Raw genomic sequence first — 16,732 nt, 5'->3', positions numbered from 1 at the left:
GGGCCATGCGGGAGCTTCGTGATTATAATGCGCAGGAGTGGTTGAGGGGCGCGCCGCTGTTTCAATATTTGCGGCGGGCGCGCAACCGCACGGTGGATCGTATCTATCGCCGTCGTCTTGCGCCGGGCCAGGCCGAGCTGGTGGCGCGTTTGAGCGGGCATGAGGGCGCAATGGCCTTCACCGTGGCCTTCAACATGCCGGAAGCTGTTGAGCTGCTGATGGACGCCATGGCCCGCTTTCTGCCGGAAACACTCTTGGTGGTGTGTGACAATTCCAGTCGCGCAGAGGCGCGGCAGGCGATTGCGGCGGCCTGTGCGGCGCGCGGTGTGGCTTATTGCGATATGCCGATTTCGCCCTATCAGGTCGGGCGAAATGGCTCGCGCTCTCATGCCGTGGCGCTGAACTGGATTTTTCATAATCTCATTCGTCCCGCCGCGCCGCGGGTCTTTGCGCTGCTGGATCACGATCTGTTGCCATTGCAGCCTGTGGATCTGTGTGCGCGTGTGGCCGCCACCCCCTGTTATGGCATGGTGCGTACGCACGGAAAGGCGTGGTATCTGTGGCCGGGCTATTCCGTGTTTGATTTCCGATCGGTCGGGCATCTGCCGCTGGATTTCGGCACGGATACGCCGCTGGGGCTGGATACGGGTGGGCAGAACTGGTCTGTGCTGTATCGCAATCTGGATCAGGCCGCGTGTACAGCACCCATGGCCCCCATGTATGTGCGGGACCCTTTGACCGGAGACCGGGCACATTATCTGCTGGTAGATGGCTGGCTGCATGCCGGTGGCGCGGGCCATGGCGGTGAGGGCGCTTTCGCCAGCGTGCAGCGCGCCTATGCAGCAAACCCGGAAGGCTTGCTGGCCGCGCTGGAGCCGGTGCCGCAGGGGCGCGGAAAAGGCCGGAACAAGAAAACTGCGCAATAGGCCGGTCTCTGGCAGGGCTTTCGGCCTGGCGGGTTTTTCCGGCAAGAGGAATAGGCTGCGGGGCATCATGTTGCCCGGCCGAAAGGAAGCACGATGGGGCAGAGGCGGAACGGCATGAGTCTGGGTGGTCTGGTAGCATCCGTGCCGGGGCTGCACTGGCTCAACCATGCCCGTTACATGGTGCTGGACAGGGCCTATTGGGCGGTTTCAGCGCCGGGGCAGGCCGAGATGGTGGCGCAGCTTCAGGCCCGGCGTGAACGCCCGCTGGCGCTGACCATTGCCTATAATGTACCGGAGGCGGTGGATTTTCTCGCCGAAGCCATGGCGCGGTGTGCGCCGGATACACCCTTCCTGATCTGTGACAATTCCAGCGAGCCGGAGGCGCGGGCTGCCCTGTCAGAGATCGCAAAACAGCGGGGCGTGCTTTATCTCTCTCTGCCGCAGGCCCCTTTCGTGCGGGTGCGGTCGGCCCGTTCTCATGCGGCGGCGGCCAATTGGGTGTTTCACAATATCATCCGCAAGGTGCGGCCCCGAACTTTTGCCTTTCTGGACCACGACCTGATTCCGCTGGCGCCGGTGGATTTTTCCGCTCTGGTGGCACATCAGCCGGCTTACGGGCTGTATCGCCCCAGCGCGCGCACGGATGCGTGGTATCTGTGGCCGGGCTTTGCGGTGTTTGATCGGGCGATCGCCGGAAAAAGTCTCGATTTCGGACCGGACAGGTTATTGGCGACGGATACGGGCGGGCGCAACTGGTATGCGCTGTATCGTCATATGAACCGCAAGGAGATGGCCTGGCCCAAGGTGCGCACCGTGCGCGTGCCTCAGCCGGATGGCTCTTACAGCGAACCCAAGATGCTGGTGAATGGCTGGCTGCATGTGGGCGGAGCCAGCTATCGTGGCGGCGTGACGGCCCTTTCCCTGATGCGGCAGGTTTATGATGCTGATCCGGAAGGGCTTCTGGCATCCCTGGTGGATGTGAAGCCCGCCGAAGGCTGAAGGAGCAGGCCTGACGGGGCGCGGGCTCTCTGCCGTCAGATATTGTGTGGTCACTTTGGGCTGGAAAAGCTGATGTGATGGCTCACCGGGGCATCGGGCGTGTTGCATCACAGCCGGCGATTATTACGGCGCTGGGGCGGGCTGTTGCCGCGCGGTTTCGGGCTTCGGGCAACTTTGGGCTGGGTCTGTTGTTCAGGTGCCCGCTCTTCTTTCATGCTCATCCCAGTCATTTTATTCCGGTCATGGCGCATGGGCATAAAAAAACGCCGCCGGAAACCGGCGGCGCTTCAGCAGTATGGAAGCGGGGCGCACACGCAAGGGTGCAGCCCGGCTGTTCAGTCTCACTCGGCGGGAGCAGCAGCGGCGGCGGCAGCGGCCGCAGCAGCAGCCTTGGCCTTCTTGCCACCGGCGTTACGGTCCTGACGCTCGGCGATACGTGCGGACTTGCCGCGACGGTCCCGCAGGTAATAGAGCTTCGCGCGACGGACCTTACCGCGACGCACGACCTTGATGGAGTCGATCATCTGCGAGTAGAGGGGGAACACGCGCTCCACACCTTCGCCATAGGAAATCTTGCGGACGGTGAAGCTCTCATTGAGGCCACCGCCGGAACGGGCAATCACAACGCCTTCATAGGCCTGCACGCGGGAGCGGGTGCCTTCCACGACCTTCACGTTCACAATCACGGTATCACCGGGCTGGAACTCGGGAATCGGGCGCTTTTCGGCAAGCTTGGCAGCCTGTTCGGCCTCAAGGGTCTGAATGATGTTCATTGTCGCCAACCTCTAGGAGCCGCCGGCAGGTGCAGACTGTCCGGTCTGCCCGGCGCCCCATCGTGTCGTTGTAAGTTAAGGGGACGCGGCTCCATACATGAGATGGGCGCATTTGTCATGTCTTTTCCATGACGGTGGGCTGTATCGGGTTGAAAACAGGCTCAGTCTTCTGCCTGTTCGGGGGTGTTGCTGTGCGATGCTACCTCTTGCGTCAGCAAGTCGGGCCGGCGGGCGCGAGTCACGGCTTCCGCTTCAGCCTGACGCCAGGCGCGGATGCGGGCATGATTGCCGCTGGTGAGCACCTCCGGCACGGGCGCGCCCTCGAACAGTTGTGGGCGGGTATATTGCGGATATTCCAGCAGATTGTGCGAGAAACTCTCGTCCGTGCCGCTTTCCAGCTTGCCCATCACACCGGGAATAAGGCGCACGCAGGCATCCAGCAACAACAGGGCCGCTGCCTCTCCGCCTGAAAGCACCACATCACCCACGCAGATCTCTTCCAGATTGCGGGCCGGAATGATGCGTTCATCCACCCCCTCGAACCGCCCGCACAGAATGACAGCGCCGGGCCCGGCCGCCAGTTCGCGCACGCGGGCCTGTGTCAAAGGGCGTCCGCGCGGGGTCATCAGCAGGCGCGGACGAGGATCATCCGGCGGGGAAACGGCATCAATGGCTCGGGCCAAAACATCCGCACGCATCACCATACCGGGGCCGCCGCCTGCAGGGGTATCATCCACCGAGCGGTGCTTGTCTGTGGCGTGGTCGCGAATCTGCACGGCATCCAGCGCCCACAGTCCGCGTTGCAGCCCCTTGCCAGCCAGTGCATGGCCCAGCGGGCCGGGAAACATCTCCGGATAAAGGGTGAGGACGCTGGCCTTGAATGTCATGTTTCAGATGCGCTCATTGCGGGGGGCGGCAAAGGTGGGTGTAGAGGGGGCAGGCATGACGCAGGCCGGGCGGAAGGTCAAATCCGCCGGGGAGCTGAGCTGTCTTCATTTTTTTGTGTTGCTTCTGTATTCCCTTGCGTCATGCCATCTTTTGGTCCCGGCCGGGTGCGATGAGAGGGCATTCAGGCAGATCGTTGGCACAGGCTGTTGGGCGATCATGTCTGATTCAACAAAAGTTTCATTCCATGTGTCGCAGAGGCTGGCGTGGGGTGGTGGTGGAAGGCCACTGCCGTTATGAGTGTTGCGGCCTGTTGTGCATGCGGCGTGTCTGGTCATGTCGGCTTCATCTGGCATGAACATTGTGCGGTCCTGAGCCATGCTCGGAACTGGCACCTTTCTCAGACGGGGGTAACGAATCAGTATGTCTGTTCGGTCAGGTGTCTCCCGAGTCTGGGCTTTTCTGCGTGACAAGGTGGGGCTGCATGGGCTTGGCCTTGTGCTGACTCTTGTCATCATCGCCTTTGCTGCGGTGGTGCTCTATCGCATGCTGCACGACCTCAGCTTTGAGGATGTTGGCCGGGCCATGGCCGCCAAGGACCCGCTGCATGTCGCTCTGGCCTTCGTGCTGGTAGGGTGCGCCTATGCCACGCTGACCCTGTATGACTGGTTCGCCCTGCACACCATTCACAAGCCGGTGCCCTATCGTGTCGCTGCCATGGCCGGCTTCTGCTCCTATTCGGTGGGGCATAATGTGGGCTTCACCGTCTTTACCGGCGGTTCCGTGCGCTACCGCATTTATTCGGCCTGGGGGCTTGGTGCCATTGATGTCGCCAAGGTGTGCTTCATCGCCGGGCTCACCTTCTGGCTTGGCAATATCGCCGTGCTGGGGCTGGGCATCACCATTCATCCCGAGGCAGCCTCGGCGGTGGATCATCTGCCGGCTTATATCAATCGTCTCATCGGCATCGCTGCGCTGGTGGGACTGGTGGGTTATGTGATCTGGGTCTCCATGGCGCCGCGCGATATTGGTCGCTCGTCATGGTTCGTGCGTCTTCCGGCGGGCCGCTCCACCCTGATGCAGATCGGCATCGGTATTCTGGATCTCAGCCTGTGCGCAGCAGCCATGTATATGCTGATGCCCGGAGAGCCCTATATCGACCCGATCTCTCTGGCTGTCATCTTCATCACCGCCACGTTGCTGGGCTTCGCCAGCCATGCGCCAGGGGGCATTGGCGTGTTTGATGCCGCACTGCTGGTCGCGCTGCCCCAGTTTGACAAGAATGAGATGGTGGGGGCGCTGCTTCTGTTTCGCCTGTTCTACTATATCGTGCCTTTTGCGCTGGCTCTTGTCATTCTGGGTATCCGCGAGGCGCGCCTTGGCAGTCGCAGACTGGGCAAGGGTGGGCGCGAAGGTGTGAGCGAGGAAGACAGGCGCGCTGAAGGGCCTTCGGCTGAGATGACGATGGCTGAGGAGGGGGCCTCATCTGTCGCTACCCCGGCCTCGCCGCGGGTGAAGGTCGGGAGCAGCAAGGCGAGAGGGCCTGCTTCCGCATCCGGGCGGGGGTGAACTTCAGGGGTGGAATTTGCCGGATATTGGCGTGAGGGGATGCCCGAGCGTCATCTGATGGGCGGAACATGCGCGCCTGTGTGCTCCGCCCCGTGATTGGCAGGACGCTTCAGTCCGGGCTGAGGGCTGGCAGGCCATTGGAAAGCAGGCGTCCGATACCGGGCAGGCTGGAGAGGCCGCCCAGTGTCTCTCTGGAAACCTTTATCAGCTTCACATCTTCTGAAATTTCAAACTGGCTCGGGTCCTGCGGGGCGCGGGTCAGCTGCGTCACTTCATAGACCGTGCGTACGGCACCCTTGTTTTCCATCTGGGTGCGCAAGGCGATGCCGTCTGGTGTGATGCAAGAAATGGTGCGCCCGGCCTTCGCCTTGTCCAGTAGCCAGAGATGGCAGACTTCGCCCGCGACTTCCGAGGCGCCGAGTTTCTTGCCGGTGCCCTTCAGGGCCGTGACGGCATATTGCGGCGGCAATGCCATTTCCAGAGCCATATTCGGCAGGTTGGGCATCAACATCACCATTCTGCCCGCCTTGAGCTTGATGATGCCGGTCATCTGAATGTCCTTGTTCGGGGGGCGCACATGCACCAGAAGCATGCCTTCATGATAGGCCATATCCATATCAGATCCGCGCATGGAGCGGGCCTTCACGGCAAAATCGCCCGTTGGCAGGGGCAGAGGCTCTGATGGCAGGTTCAGAATGGCGGCATCTGTCGCCAGATCATCCTTAGCCCTCGCATTCTGCGCCTGAGCCGTGGAGGGCATGAGCAGGCTGAGGGCGAGAGAAGCAATGCACGTGATCGCTCCAATGCACGTGATGGCCCCAAGAGTACGCGGCGTCGTGCGAGGCTGGGTTTGGAGAGAGGGTGCTGGCTGGGCGCAAGACTGGCTCATGGGGCGTCCTTCATCGGCCGGGCGGAAGGCAAGGCAGGCGGAAGAGTGGGAGAGAGCTGGGCTGGTGGGCCACGTCATTTGCAGGTGATCTGACCCTTGGAGGTGATCTGAACCTTGGAAGCCTGATTCTGGCACGGCTACAGTTTATACTTTCTTTACACTCTAAAGTTGTATTTTGCGTGTATATCCGTCCTCTTATCGTCGAAACCCTCTGGTGTCGTAAAGTCTTCGCGTCCATGTCCGATCTTGTGCGCTTGGATTCGCGCCGGGCGCAGCCGCGTTTTTCGTCCTAAGCAAGATCTGCCACAAACAGGGCCGAAGGGCGCTGAGGGGCTGTTCGTGCCTTGCGCGCAAACATGGGGTCATGGTGGTGCAGGGAGGCAGCCATGCCAGAGGGATGCCGGGCGCAGCCGAACAGGGCGCACAATAACAAACCGCAACAGAGCAGGGCGCAGCAGAAGATGTCGGGCCGGAACAGGGTGACAGATGTCAGAGCGGAGCAGGGGCGGGAAGAAGCTCCGCTGCGTCTTGAGCGCAAGGGCGCAAGGGCGGGCCAGTCAGAGGGATCTGATGCAGAGCTCCCGCTTCCGCACGATGTCCAGTTTGCCGCCTTGGCGGAAACCTCAAGGGCAGATGGCGCACAAGCAGGTGGTGCAGAGGGGGCGCAAGCCGGGGAGGGTGCCGGGAAGCATGCTGTCGCGCGGCCTCTTCCCTGGCTTGGCAAGCTGGCGCGGCTGGGGGCGAACCATCGGCCAGGCTGGCTATGGTTGAGCATGTTGGTGGTCTTGTGCATGGCGGGGTGGTTTGTGGGCGGGGTTCAGCTCTGGCTGGCCTGCGCCATCATCATTCTGGCTGCTGTTCCGGTGCTGTGGCCGGGGGGCCGCACACCTGTCGCCGCTCGGGCGGTGGCTATGCCTCCGCAGCCTCCTGCTGCCCATGATGCCCGCGTGGAGGCGCTGGTGGCGGCCTTGCCAGAACCTGCTTTGCTGCTGACGCCAAGAGGTGAGGTGATAATCGCCAATGCCCGTGTGCCTCTGGCGCTTGGCCCGGTACGGCCGGGAGATCCTCTTTCCTATCTGGTGCGTGTGCCGGAAGTGCTGGATGCGGTGCGTGTTGCGGCTGCGGATGGGGCTCAGCTTCGGGTGGAGTTTGCCGAGCGCGTGCCGCTGGATCGCTGGCTGGAGGCGCATGTGGTGCCATTGCAGCTGGATGCGGGCCCTAAAGCGCCGGCAACCGGCAGGAGGCCGGATGCGGTTCTGCTGATCCTGAGGGATTTGACCCAGCAGCGGCGGGTGGAACAGATGCGGGCCGATTTTGTGGCCAATGCCAGCCATGAGTTGCGCACGCCGCTGGCCTCGCTTTCCGGTTTTATCGAAACCTTGCAGGGTCCAGCCCGAAATGATGCGCCGGCACAAGAGCGTTTTCTGGGCATCATGGCGGCGCAGGCGACGCGCATGTCGCGGCTGATTGATGATCTGCTGTCGCTCTCACGTATTGAGCTGCATGCTCATGTGCAGCCCGAGACGGTGGTGGACCTCAATGACATTCTCTCCCATGTCTGTGACACGCTCTCTCCGCTTGCGGAAGAGCGGGGGGTGAGTGTGGAGTGTGAGGGTGCCAGCGGCCCTGTGCGTGTGCGGGGCGATCGTGACGAATTGATCCGTCTGCTCGAGAATCTGGTGGAAAATGGCCTCAAATACGGGGCCAGCGGCAAGCGAGTCACTGTCCGTCTGGTACGGGAGGACAGCGGATCGGGACAGGTCGCGGTGGTGAGTGTGCGGGACTACGGGCCCGGCATTCCCCCGGAGCACCTGCCGCGCCTGACAGAGCGCTTCTACCGGGTGGATGTCGCGGCCAGTCGTGGGCAGGGCGGTACCGGCCTCGGACTGGCGATTGTGAAGCACATTGTGGCGCGCCATCGGGGGAGAATGAACATCGAAAGCGTGCCGGATGAAGGGGCAACCTTTGCCTTCCGACTCGATATTTTGCCGGATGAAGGTAATTGTTGAGGTAAATCAGTACGTTGTTCCGTCATTCAACTGTCGCGTCCGCGTCATAGAAGGGGAGCGCACACGGACTAAGAGTCCGGCGCTCGATTGTTGCAGCACGGCAAGGGTCGTCAGACAGCATTGAAACAGGCTAGGAGAGAGAACGTGAAGTTCACCACCACTTTCGGCGCCATTGCCGTTGCCGGCACCATGTTCACGGGTGCGGCTTCCGCGACCGATTTCAACGGCGCTGGCGCGTCCTTCCCTGCGCCGGTTTATCAGAGCTGGGGCGCGGCTTATAAGGCCAAGTCGGGCAATGCCCTGAACTACCAGTCCATCGGTTCCGGCGGCGGCCAGAACCAGATCATCAACCGTACGGTTGATTTCGGCGCTTCCGATAAGCCGATGGACGAAAGCAAGCTGGAAGCCAACAAGCTGCTCCAGTTCCCCACCGTCATCGGTGCTGTGGTTGCCACCTTCAATCTGGATGGTATCAAGAGCGGTGACCTGAAGCTGACCGGCCCGGTGCTGGCGGACATCTATCTGGGCAACATCAAGAAGTGGAATGACAAGGCGATCGCCGAGCTCAATCCCAATATCGAGCTGCCCGATCAGGCCATCATCCCGGTGTATCGTTCGGATGCTTCCGGCACCTCCTTCATCTTCACCTCCTACCTCAGCTCCGTGAGCAAGAAGTGGGACGACGAAGTGGGCGCTGCCACCTCCGTGCAGTGGCCGGCCGGCTCTGGCGCCAAGGGCAATGAAGGCATTGCCTCCAACGTCAAGAACCTGAAGGGCGCCATCGGTTACGTGGAATATATCTACGCTTCCGCGAACGATCTGGTTGTGACCCAGCTGCAGAACAAGGCTGGCAACTTCGTGAAGCCGGATGTGCCGAACTTCGTCGAAGCCGCCGCTGCCGCTGATTGGGACAATGCGAAGAACTTCGCCGCGTCCATGATCAACACCGCCGGCGCGAATGCCTGGCCGATCGTCAGCCCCACCTATGTGCTGCTGCCGACCAACCCGACCAACGTTGAAGCCTCTCGCGAAGTGATGAACTTCTTCACCTGGGCCTTCACCAAGGAAGGTTCCGATGTCGCCGAGAAGCTGCACTACATTCCGCTGCCGGAATCTGTCGTGAAGCGCATCGAAGATGCCTGGAAGTCTGAAGTGAAGGGCCCGGACGGAAAGCCGGTTCTCTGAGCTTGATGCTCTTGGTGGTTCAATCGAGCCGCTGAAGTTTCGAGCGCCCGCCCTTTCATATCTGTGGAAGGGCGGGCCTTGAGGTTGATGGTAAAAGCCTTGTGACCTCAGGCCGGGTATGTCTGGTGGCAAAGGCACGATATTGACGTGTGATTCCGGCCTCTCGGTCGGGTCCATACTCTGAAGACGCATCAAGCGTCGCAGAAGACAGCACCGCAAAGCGGGCATGGCACAGCTCCTGTCTGTAGATGGAGAGTGGGCCGCAAGGGAGAAACGCCGAGACAGGGTGCGCCAGTGGTGTGCCGGTTGGCGTTCCAATTCGCGTTCCGTGCGCGAGGGTATGGCAAAACAGCTACGAAGATCGGGAATTGACGCAGCACGCATCTGGCGTGATCTGCGGAGATGAACCGGGGTGGGCGCGCGCTGGAGCGGCGTCTTCAGGAATTCTGTCGCGGTATGCAGCCGCGGCGATTGTAAAATCAGCCACAATCTTGGTGGCGCGCGAGGGGTTGGCATCCGATGGACGCGACGGTGGACGGCTTGAAGGGGGGTGGGGGCCAACCCATCCATCTGGCAAAAAAGCGCGGTGCGCTCGCAGATCCCATTTTTGTGGGCTTGTTGTGGGCAAGTGGCATTTTTGTTCTCATCCTGCTGGGGCTGATCATCTCAGAGCTGTTCAAGGGCGGTCTTCCGGCCCTTCAGCATTTTGGGTTGGACTTCATCTGGACAGCGTCCTGGAACCCTGTGAAGGATCAGTACGGCGCGCTGGTGATGATTTACGGCACGGTCTTCAGTGCCATCATCGCCGTTGTCGTGGCGCTGCCTCTGTCCTTCGGTATCGCCTTCTTCCTCACGGAGATCGCGCCGCCCAAGCTCAAGCAGCCCATTTCCGTGGCGGTGCAGCTTCTGGCCGCCGTGCCCTCCATCATCTTCGGTATGTGGGGCTTTTTCGTCATCGTTCCGCTGATGGCGACCTATGTGCAGCCGCCGCTGATTGCCACATTGGGTGAACTGCCGCTGATTGGCCTTCTGTTCGAGGGGCCGCCGCTGGGTTCGGGTATGCTGACTGCGGGCCTCATTCTGGCTGTGATGATCCTGCCCTATATTACCTCCATGTTCGTGGAGACACTGGAATCCGTGCCGACCATGCTGAAAGAGTCAGCTTACGGCGTGGGTTGCACCACTTATGAAGTCTACAAGAATGTTTCGGTGCCCTATGGTCGTACAGCCATGGTGGGCGCGGTGATGCTGGGTCTGGGTCGTGCGCTGGGTGAAACCATGGCGGTGACCTTCGTGATCGGTAACGCCACGCGCCTTTCCGCTTCCCTGTTTGCGCCGGGTGCCACCATCGCTTCCACTATCGCGAACGAATTTCCCGAAGCACCGCTGGGCTCGCTGAAGCTCACTTCGCTTCTGGAGCTGGGCTTCATCCTGTTCGTGATTTCCTTCATCGTGCTGGCTTTGTCCCGGGCGCTCGTGCGCTCGCGGATGGATTGATCGGGAAAGGCACGCATCATGGCTTCTCTCGCTGTCCGTCGCGCCAAGGATACCACCATCAAGGCGGTGTCCGTCGGCTTCGCCGTCCTCAGTATCTTTCTGCTGGGCTGGATCTTGTGGACCCTTCTGGCCCGCGGCCTGCCCGCGCTGGGTCTGAATGTGTTCACGCAGATCACCCAGCCGCCGGGTCAGAATGGCGGTTTGCTGAACGCTATTGTCGGGTCGCTTATTCAGGTCGGCATCGCACTGGTGATCGGCGCGCCCATCGGTATCTTCGCCGGCACCTTCCTGGCGGAGAATGGCAAGGGCACGAAAATTGCGGGTATCACGCGTTTCGTGAACGACATTTTGCTTTCCGCCCCCTCCATTCTGGTGGGTCTGTTCATCTATACTCTTCTGGTGGTGCCGTTCGGCGGCTTCTCCGGCTGGGCGGGCGCGCTGGCTCTGGCCATTCTCGTCATTCCGGTGGTGGTGCGTACCACGGAAGATATGCTCAACCTGGTGCCGGTGGGGCTGCGTGAAGCGGCCTTCGCACTCGGTGCGCCGCAGTGGAAGGTGGTTACTTTCATCACCTGGCGTGCGGCTCGTGCGGGTATTGTCACCGGTCTGCTGCTGGCCATTGCCCGTGCGGCTGGTGAAACGGCGCCGTTGCTGTTCACCTCTCTGGGCAACAATGCCTGGTCGGTGGATCTGTCCAAGCCTATGGCCAGTCTCCCGGTGGCGATCTACCAGTACGCTGGTGCGCCCTTCGATGACTGGGTTGCGCTGGCCTGGGCGGGTGCCCTTCTGATTACGGTTGGCGTGCTGTTCCTGAACGTGGCTTCACGTCTGGTCTTGTCGCGGATGAACTGAGGCGCGAGCTCAATGCTTGCGTAGCCACCATCACCTTCGCCCGACGTTCTTTTCGCCGGGCTTGCATCTTCCCCGTGTCCAACATGCCAGTGGCTGATCTGGCCGGGCAGCAGAATTTCAAGTGAGGCTCAGATGACGTCTGCGGTCGACCCCACCTTCAACATCGCATCTTCGGTCGCGGCCAAGCCCGGCGCAGCGACTGCCGCTTCCAAGATCAAGGTGCAGAACCTGCAGTTCTATTACGGGCAGAACCACGCCCTGAAGAACATCAATTTCGATATTCCGGAAAAGCGCGTGACGGCCATGATCGGCCCGTCGGGCTGTGGCAAGTCCACTCTGCTGCGCGTCTTCAACCGCATGTATGACCTGTATCCCGGTCAGCGCGCCGAGGGCCAGGTGATGTTTGACGGCGTGAATATCGTCGGCAAGGAGCTGGATTCCACCGTGGTGCGCTCGCGCATCGGCATGGTGTTCCAGAAGCCCACGCCCTTCCCCATGTCCATCTATGACAATATCGCCTTCGGCGTGCGCCTGCATGAGAAGCTCTCCAAGGCGCAGATGGATGAGCGTGTGGAATGGTGCCTGCGCAAGGCTGCCATCTGGGACGAGACGAAGGATCGCCTCAACACTTCGGCGCTCGGCATGTCCGGCGGTCAGCAGCAGCGTCTGTGCATTGCCCGCACCATTGCGGTGCGCCCGGAAGTGATCCTTCTGGACGAGCCGACCTCCGCGCTTGACCCGATCTCCACCTCGAAGATCGAAGACCTGATCGATGAGCTGAAGCGTGACTTCACCATCGTCATCGTGACCCATAATATGCAGCAGGCCGCGCGCTGTGCTGATAACACCGCCTTCTTCTATCTGGGTGAACTGATCGAAGTGGCGCCTTCGGATGTGATCTTCACGAACCCGAAGGAAATCAAGACGCGCGACTACATCACCGGCCGCTTTGGCTGAGGAGGGAAGGACCGTGGGGATGCCCGATCATATTGTGACCTCGTTCGATGTAGAGCTGAAGGAAATCAGCCGCGCCGTCGTCGAGATGGGCGGCAAGTCGGAGCGGCTGGTGGCCGATTCCGTCAATTCGCTGATCAAGCGCGATGTGACTCTGGCACAGAAGGTCGTGCTGCTTGATGATAGCATTGACCAGATGCAGCGCGATATTGAGGAGAAATCTGTCCTCATTATCGCGAAGCGTCAGCCGGTGGCGGGGGATCTGCGTGAGATCGTGGCTGCCATCCGCATCGCCAATGACATCGAGCGTATTGGCGATCTGGCGAAAAACATTTCCAAGCGTGTGATCGCTATTGAGGGTGAGTATCACCCCCAGAAGCTGGTGCGCGGTGTTGAGCATATCTCAGACCTGGTTCTGGAGCAGCTCAAGGAAGTGTTGGATGCCTATGCGGGGCGCAATGCGGCCAAGGCTGTTGAGGTGTGGGGGCGCGATAGTGATATCGACACCATGTATACCTCACTGTTCCGCGAGCTTCTGACCTATATGATGGAAGATCCGCGTAACATCTCTGTTTGCACGCATCTTCTGTTTTCTGCCAAGAATATTGAACGTATGGGCGACCATGCCACCAATATTGCAGAGATCATCTATTATATGGTCACGGGGCAGGTGCTGCCGGAAAATCGGCCAAAGGCGGATGCTTCCAGCGATACCACGGTGGCTTTTCCCGGAGATTGAGCCTTTCGGGAAAGGGTGCTGTTCCCTTCCGGCCCTGGTCGGAAGGGAAGGGCCTGCCACCTCACGGTAGGCCTTCATATTCTCGGGCGAAACCGGGTGGGCGCTTTTGTGCCCGCCGGGCGCACGGCTTGCAGGCGCAGAGTATTCTGGCCGGTGCCGTTCGCTTTATACAGACAGGTGTGAACAGTGCCGGCGCGTATTCTGATCGTCGAGGACGAGGAGCCCCTCACCCTGCTGCTCCGCTACAATCTGGAAGCGGAAGGCTATAGCGTCGAAAGCGTGGATCGAGGAGACGAAGCGGAAACGCGTTTGCGTGAAAGCGTGCCGGATCTGGTTGTGCTGGATTGGATGCTGCCCGGCCTCTCTGGCATTGAATTATGCCGCCGCCTGCGCAGCCGACCCGAGACGCAGCGTCTGCCTGTCATCATGCTCACGGCACGAGGCGAGGAAACCGAGCGGGTGCGCGGACTTTCCACCGGGGCCGATGATTATGTGGTGAAGCCCTTCTCTGTGCCGGAACTGGTGGCTCGCGTGCGCGCCCTTCTGCGTCGGGCCAAGCCGGAGCATGTTGCCACGCTGTTGCAAGCCGGCGATATCGAGCTGGATCGGGAAACCCATCGTGTTCATCGCGCCGGACGGGAAATCCATCTGGGCCCCACAGAATTCCGGTTGCTGGAATTTCTGATGCAGAGCCCTGGTCGGGTCTTCTCACGCGAGCAACTGCTGGATGGCGTGTGGGGACAGGATGTCTATATCGACGAGCGCACGGTGGATGTGCATGTCGGGCGTTTGCGCAAGGCGATCAATCGTGGTCGACAGTTGGACCCCATCCGTACGGTACGTGGGGCGGGTTACAGCTTCAACGAGATGTTCGCGCGCGGCTGAAGACTGCGGAATAGTGGTGTCGGGGCGGATTTTCTATCACATCGCCCCTCCGTTCTTTCATGCAGGTGAAGAGTGGGAAGGTGCGCTGTAAGTGCGCTGGTTGAGCCAGATGCTGCCCAGAACCAGCCCGGCACCAAGAAGTTGCCATGCGGTGAGGCTCTGTCCCAGAAAGACCCAGCCCAGAAGAACGGCGGTCAGTGGGCTGAGAAAGCCGAGAGATGAGACGACAGGCGCTTCCAGCCGGGCGAGCCCCCGAAACCAGAGCAGGCATGAAAGCGCAGCGCCGGCAAGGCTGAGCCAGCTGATGGCAGCAATGTTCACCCAGGTGAACTCGGGGCGATGGGGTTCAAAGGCAATGGCAAGGGGGATCAGTAGCAGTCCTCCTGCGCTGAGTTGCCAAGCCGTGTAGCTCAGTGACGAGGCCGGAGGCTGCCATCGGCGGGTGAGCACGATGCCCGTCGCCATGGAAGCGGCACTGCCGAGGGCTGCTGCAATGCCCAGCGGGTCCAGTTGTGTTACGGGCGTCAGTACCAGCATGGCTACGCCAGAAATGCCAGCGAAAACGGCCAGTACGGAAAGTGGCCGGATGGGCGCACCAAGCAGCAGATACGCCAGCAGAATGACGATTGGCGGCTGAAAATTGCCGAGCGTTGCCGCCACGCCACCGGGCAGCCGATAGGCAGAGATGAAGAGTAGGGCCCAGAACAGGGAGAAGTTCAGCCCGCCAAGCAGGAAAGCGCGCAACCACCAGATGCCTGATGGCAGTTGGCGGCTCAGCAGTAGCAGGAGCAGCCCTGCTGGCAGCGCCCGCAGAACCGTGATGGTGAGCGGGTAGCCTTCTGGCAAAAACTGTGTGGTGACAATGTAACTGCTGCCCCAGATGATGGGGGCCATGGCGGTGAGCAGCAGGTTTGTCAGGCGGGGCATGGCGTGGTTCCGGGAGGCTGGCGCTGAGCGGTGGAACTGAACAGTGTTGGGAGCGTGGCAGGGGGGCGAATCGGCCGCTGCGACTGCTCGCACCTGATGCGAGACAAGCCTTTATACTCTTTGGCTTATGACCGTCTCTGTAATGGTGAAGATGGGCTTTCCGCATGAGTGTTTCAGAGAGTATTTAGGGCTGGCGCGAGAGGAACTCACAACAGCCGAGATCTCGCGGCGCCTGAGGATTCTCGACCAGCGCGCCTACACTGTTTTGCGGGTAAGTGGTATGTGCCGGCTTTATCATCTGGCGAATTGCCACGTGCCACGCTGCCATTAGCAGTTGTAGCGCTGCTTGCCCGTGGATTGCCCCCTCCAGTCGCTGGACCTGTCAGCCGCAAAAAATCTGGAGCTTGCCGGCTGAAGGCACAGGGTCTGTGTTTTTTCGAAAGATAGACGGCTCTTTAAGTCGGGCTGACGACATCAGGGCTGGCCAGAAGGCTCTACTTGTACAGAAAATCAGCCTTTCGCAGCGCGTTTGCCAGCGGCTGAATGAGGCTCTCAAGGGTAAGCTCACGGATCGAGATGGATACGGCCCAGCCCCGGATCTTGAATGGAATGGTTGGCCAGTCCACGAAAATGTCGGTCTTGAGTTGGGCGATGTCAAGAAATGCGCCCTGCATCGGAAACTGCGCAGCGCTGGCTGGCCAAGCGTGAGTTCAATCGCAGAAAGTGCTTGAAGGGGCTGCTGGTTCGTCTGGAGGGCTGTTCATCCCGTCAAGCGCCCCCGAGGGCTGGCTGAGAAGGCGGAGAGCGGGTCTTCAATATGCGCTCGCCGAGTGACGCATTTGCACGGGGCGGATGTACATATGGGGCCCGAAGGCCCCATAATTCATGCTGGATACGTCATGTTGCGCAAAGGTTTTCTCAGACGAAAGAAACCCGGCGGTCACGACGGCGGTCCTGCACCGGCTGGTAGGCAATGCGCGCATGGTGCGCACAATAAGGCGTGCCGGGGTTGGAGCGGGCTCCGCAGAAATGGAAATCGTCGCTACCAGGCTCACCTACCGGCCAGCGGCAGGTATATTCGGTGAGGTTCATGATGGTGCAGCCTTGGCCCATGGGCACCACATTGGCTTCCACCGGGCGCGGCGCCGGGGCCGGGGCCTCTTCCACCAGCTCTTCCAGAACCGGGGCGAGAGCGGCGTTGCCTTGCGTGGCCGGGCGCTGGGGTGCCGCAGCCTGAGGCGTCTCGGGTGCCTGCTCAACCTTGGCCTTGGTGGTGGTGCGCGGGCGGGCCGGCGCGGCCACGGTTTTGGCGCGGCCCGAAAGGCCCAGGCGGTGCACCTTGCCGATGACCGCATTCCGGGTGACTTCGCCAAGCTCGCTGGCGATCTGGCTTGCAGAGAGGCCTTCGCTCCACAGCTTCTTCAGGAGTTCGACGCGCTCGTCGGTCCAGCTCATCGCTCTTCTCCAAATTGCCGCATCTTCAGCACCGGCCTGCGTGAAGGCCGGGCTGGTCAATTGATCCGCGGCGTCGCCACGCCGCGCGGCAGATTGCAGGTTCTGCCGCAAACCTTTCACAATACCGGGCCTGTTGCCGTTGACAGGCCTTCCCTGAACCTCACTGGCGGAGGGCCTCTCAGGCGGAA

16 protein-coding genes are annotated in these 16,732 nt (G+C 61.0%); 10 read left to right on the top strand and 6 right to left on the bottom strand.

The annotated features are described in order from the left end of the window. The first annotated feature begins 5 nt into the window (after positions 1–5). Both ACT6QH_RS05055 and ACT6QH_RS05050 read left to right on the top strand, forming a co-directional pair. Positions 6–926 (top strand): hypothetical protein, encoded by a 921-nt coding sequence (locus ACT6QH_RS05055; protein ID WP_444973723.1) that lies wholly within the window; start codon positions 6–8, stop codon positions 924–926. A 114-nt stretch (positions 927–1,040) separates the two neighbouring features. Further along, the gene (locus ACT6QH_RS05050; RefSeq protein WP_444973722.1) at positions 1,041–1,925 is read left to right on the top strand and encodes a hypothetical protein; all 885 of its coding nucleotides are present in this window, start codon (positions 1,041–1,043) and stop codon (positions 1,923–1,925) included. Positions 1,926–2,266: 341 nt separating this feature from the next. On the opposite strand, the gene rplS is transcribed toward ACT6QH_RS05050, so the two are convergent. After that, positions 2,267–2,698, bottom strand: coding sequence for a 50S ribosomal protein L19 (gene rplS / locus ACT6QH_RS05045; RefSeq protein WP_444973721.1), 432 nt, complete (start codon positions 2,696–2,698; stop codon positions 2,267–2,269). A gap of 161 nt (positions 2,699–2,859) precedes the next feature. Beyond that, entirely contained in the window at positions 2,860–3,585 is a 726-nt protein-coding gene (trmD, locus tag ACT6QH_RS05040; RefSeq protein WP_444973720.1) for a tRNA (guanosine(37)-N1)-methyltransferase TrmD, read from the bottom strand. A 421-nt stretch (positions 3,586–4,006) separates the two neighbouring features. On the opposite strand from trmD, the gene ACT6QH_RS05035 reads away from it, so the two are divergent. Beyond that, on the top strand, positions 4,007–5,152 hold the full coding sequence (locus ACT6QH_RS05035; protein WP_444973719.1) for a putative bifunctional lysylphosphatidylglycerol flippase/synthetase: 1,146 nt from the start codon (positions 4,007–4,009) through the stop codon (positions 5,150–5,152). Positions 5,153–5,261: 109 nt separating this feature from the next. On the opposite strand, the gene ACT6QH_RS05030 is transcribed toward ACT6QH_RS05035, so the two are convergent. Beyond that, entirely contained in the window at positions 5,262–5,912 is a 651-nt protein-coding gene (locus ACT6QH_RS05030) for a hypothetical protein (RefSeq protein WP_444973718.1), read from the bottom strand. 920 nt (positions 5,913–6,832) lie between these two features. Here ACT6QH_RS05030 and ACT6QH_RS05025 point away from each other — a divergent pair. From ACT6QH_RS05025 to phoB, 7 genes are all read left to right on the top strand, one after another. Beyond that, positions 6,833–8,050, top strand: coding sequence for an ATP-binding protein (locus ACT6QH_RS05025; RefSeq protein WP_444973717.1), 1,218 nt, complete (start codon positions 6,833–6,835; stop codon positions 8,048–8,050). Positions 8,051–8,194: 144 nt separating this feature from the next. After that, positions 8,195–9,235 (top strand): phosphate ABC transporter substrate-binding protein PstS, encoded by a 1,041-nt coding sequence (gene pstS / locus ACT6QH_RS05020; RefSeq protein ID WP_444973716.1) that lies wholly within the window; start codon positions 8,195–8,197, stop codon positions 9,233–9,235. 519 nt (positions 9,236–9,754) lie between these two features. Beyond that, positions 9,755–10,732 (top strand): phosphate ABC transporter permease subunit PstC, encoded by a 978-nt coding sequence (pstC, locus tag ACT6QH_RS05015; protein ID WP_444973715.1) that lies wholly within the window; start codon positions 9,755–9,757, stop codon positions 10,730–10,732. Positions 10,733–10,750: 18 nt separating this feature from the next. After that, positions 10,751–11,584: a phosphate ABC transporter permease PstA gene (gene pstA, locus ACT6QH_RS05010; RefSeq protein ID WP_444973714.1), complete on the top strand. Its 834-nt coding sequence runs from the start codon at positions 10,751–10,753 to the stop codon at positions 11,582–11,584. 132 nt (positions 11,585–11,716) lie between these two features. Then, entirely contained in the window at positions 11,717–12,541 is an 825-nt protein-coding gene (gene pstB / locus ACT6QH_RS05005) for a phosphate ABC transporter ATP-binding protein PstB (protein WP_444973713.1), read from the top strand. A 19-nt stretch (positions 12,542–12,560) separates the two neighbouring features. Then, complete coding sequence (gene phoU, locus ACT6QH_RS05000) at positions 12,561–13,277, top strand: phosphate signaling complex protein PhoU (protein ID WP_444973795.1); 717 nt, start codon at positions 12,561–12,563, stop codon at positions 13,275–13,277. 186 nt (positions 13,278–13,463) lie between these two features. Further along, positions 13,464–14,162: a phosphate regulon transcriptional regulator PhoB gene (phoB, locus tag ACT6QH_RS04995; protein WP_444973712.1), complete on the top strand. Its 699-nt coding sequence runs from the start codon at positions 13,464–13,466 to the stop codon at positions 14,160–14,162. Positions 14,163–14,219: 57 nt separating this feature from the next. Here phoB and ACT6QH_RS04990 read toward each other — a convergent pair whose 3' ends face one another. The 3 genes from ACT6QH_RS04990 to ACT6QH_RS04980 form a co-directional block, all read right to left on the bottom strand. Next, positions 14,220–15,089 carry a DMT family transporter gene (locus tag ACT6QH_RS04990; RefSeq protein WP_444973711.1) on the bottom strand — a complete coding sequence of 290 codons (870 nt, stop codon included), beginning with the start codon at positions 15,087–15,089 and terminating at the stop codon, positions 14,220–14,222. A 494-nt stretch (positions 15,090–15,583) separates the two neighbouring features. Then, positions 15,584–15,763 carry a hypothetical protein gene (locus ACT6QH_RS04985; protein WP_444973710.1) on the bottom strand — a complete coding sequence of 60 codons (180 nt, stop codon included), beginning with the start codon at positions 15,761–15,763 and terminating at the stop codon, positions 15,584–15,586. Between the two features lie 244 nt (positions 15,764–16,007). After that, positions 16,008–16,544 (bottom strand): GcrA family cell cycle regulator, encoded by a 537-nt coding sequence (locus ACT6QH_RS04980; protein WP_444973709.1) that lies wholly within the window; start codon positions 16,542–16,544, stop codon positions 16,008–16,010. Positions 16,545–16,732 lie beyond the last annotated feature (188 nt).

This window comes from Haloleucobacter albus (assembly GCF_052492075.1).
Note: the sequence above shows the minus strand (reverse complement) of the source record. Positions and strands in the feature narration are given on the sequence as shown.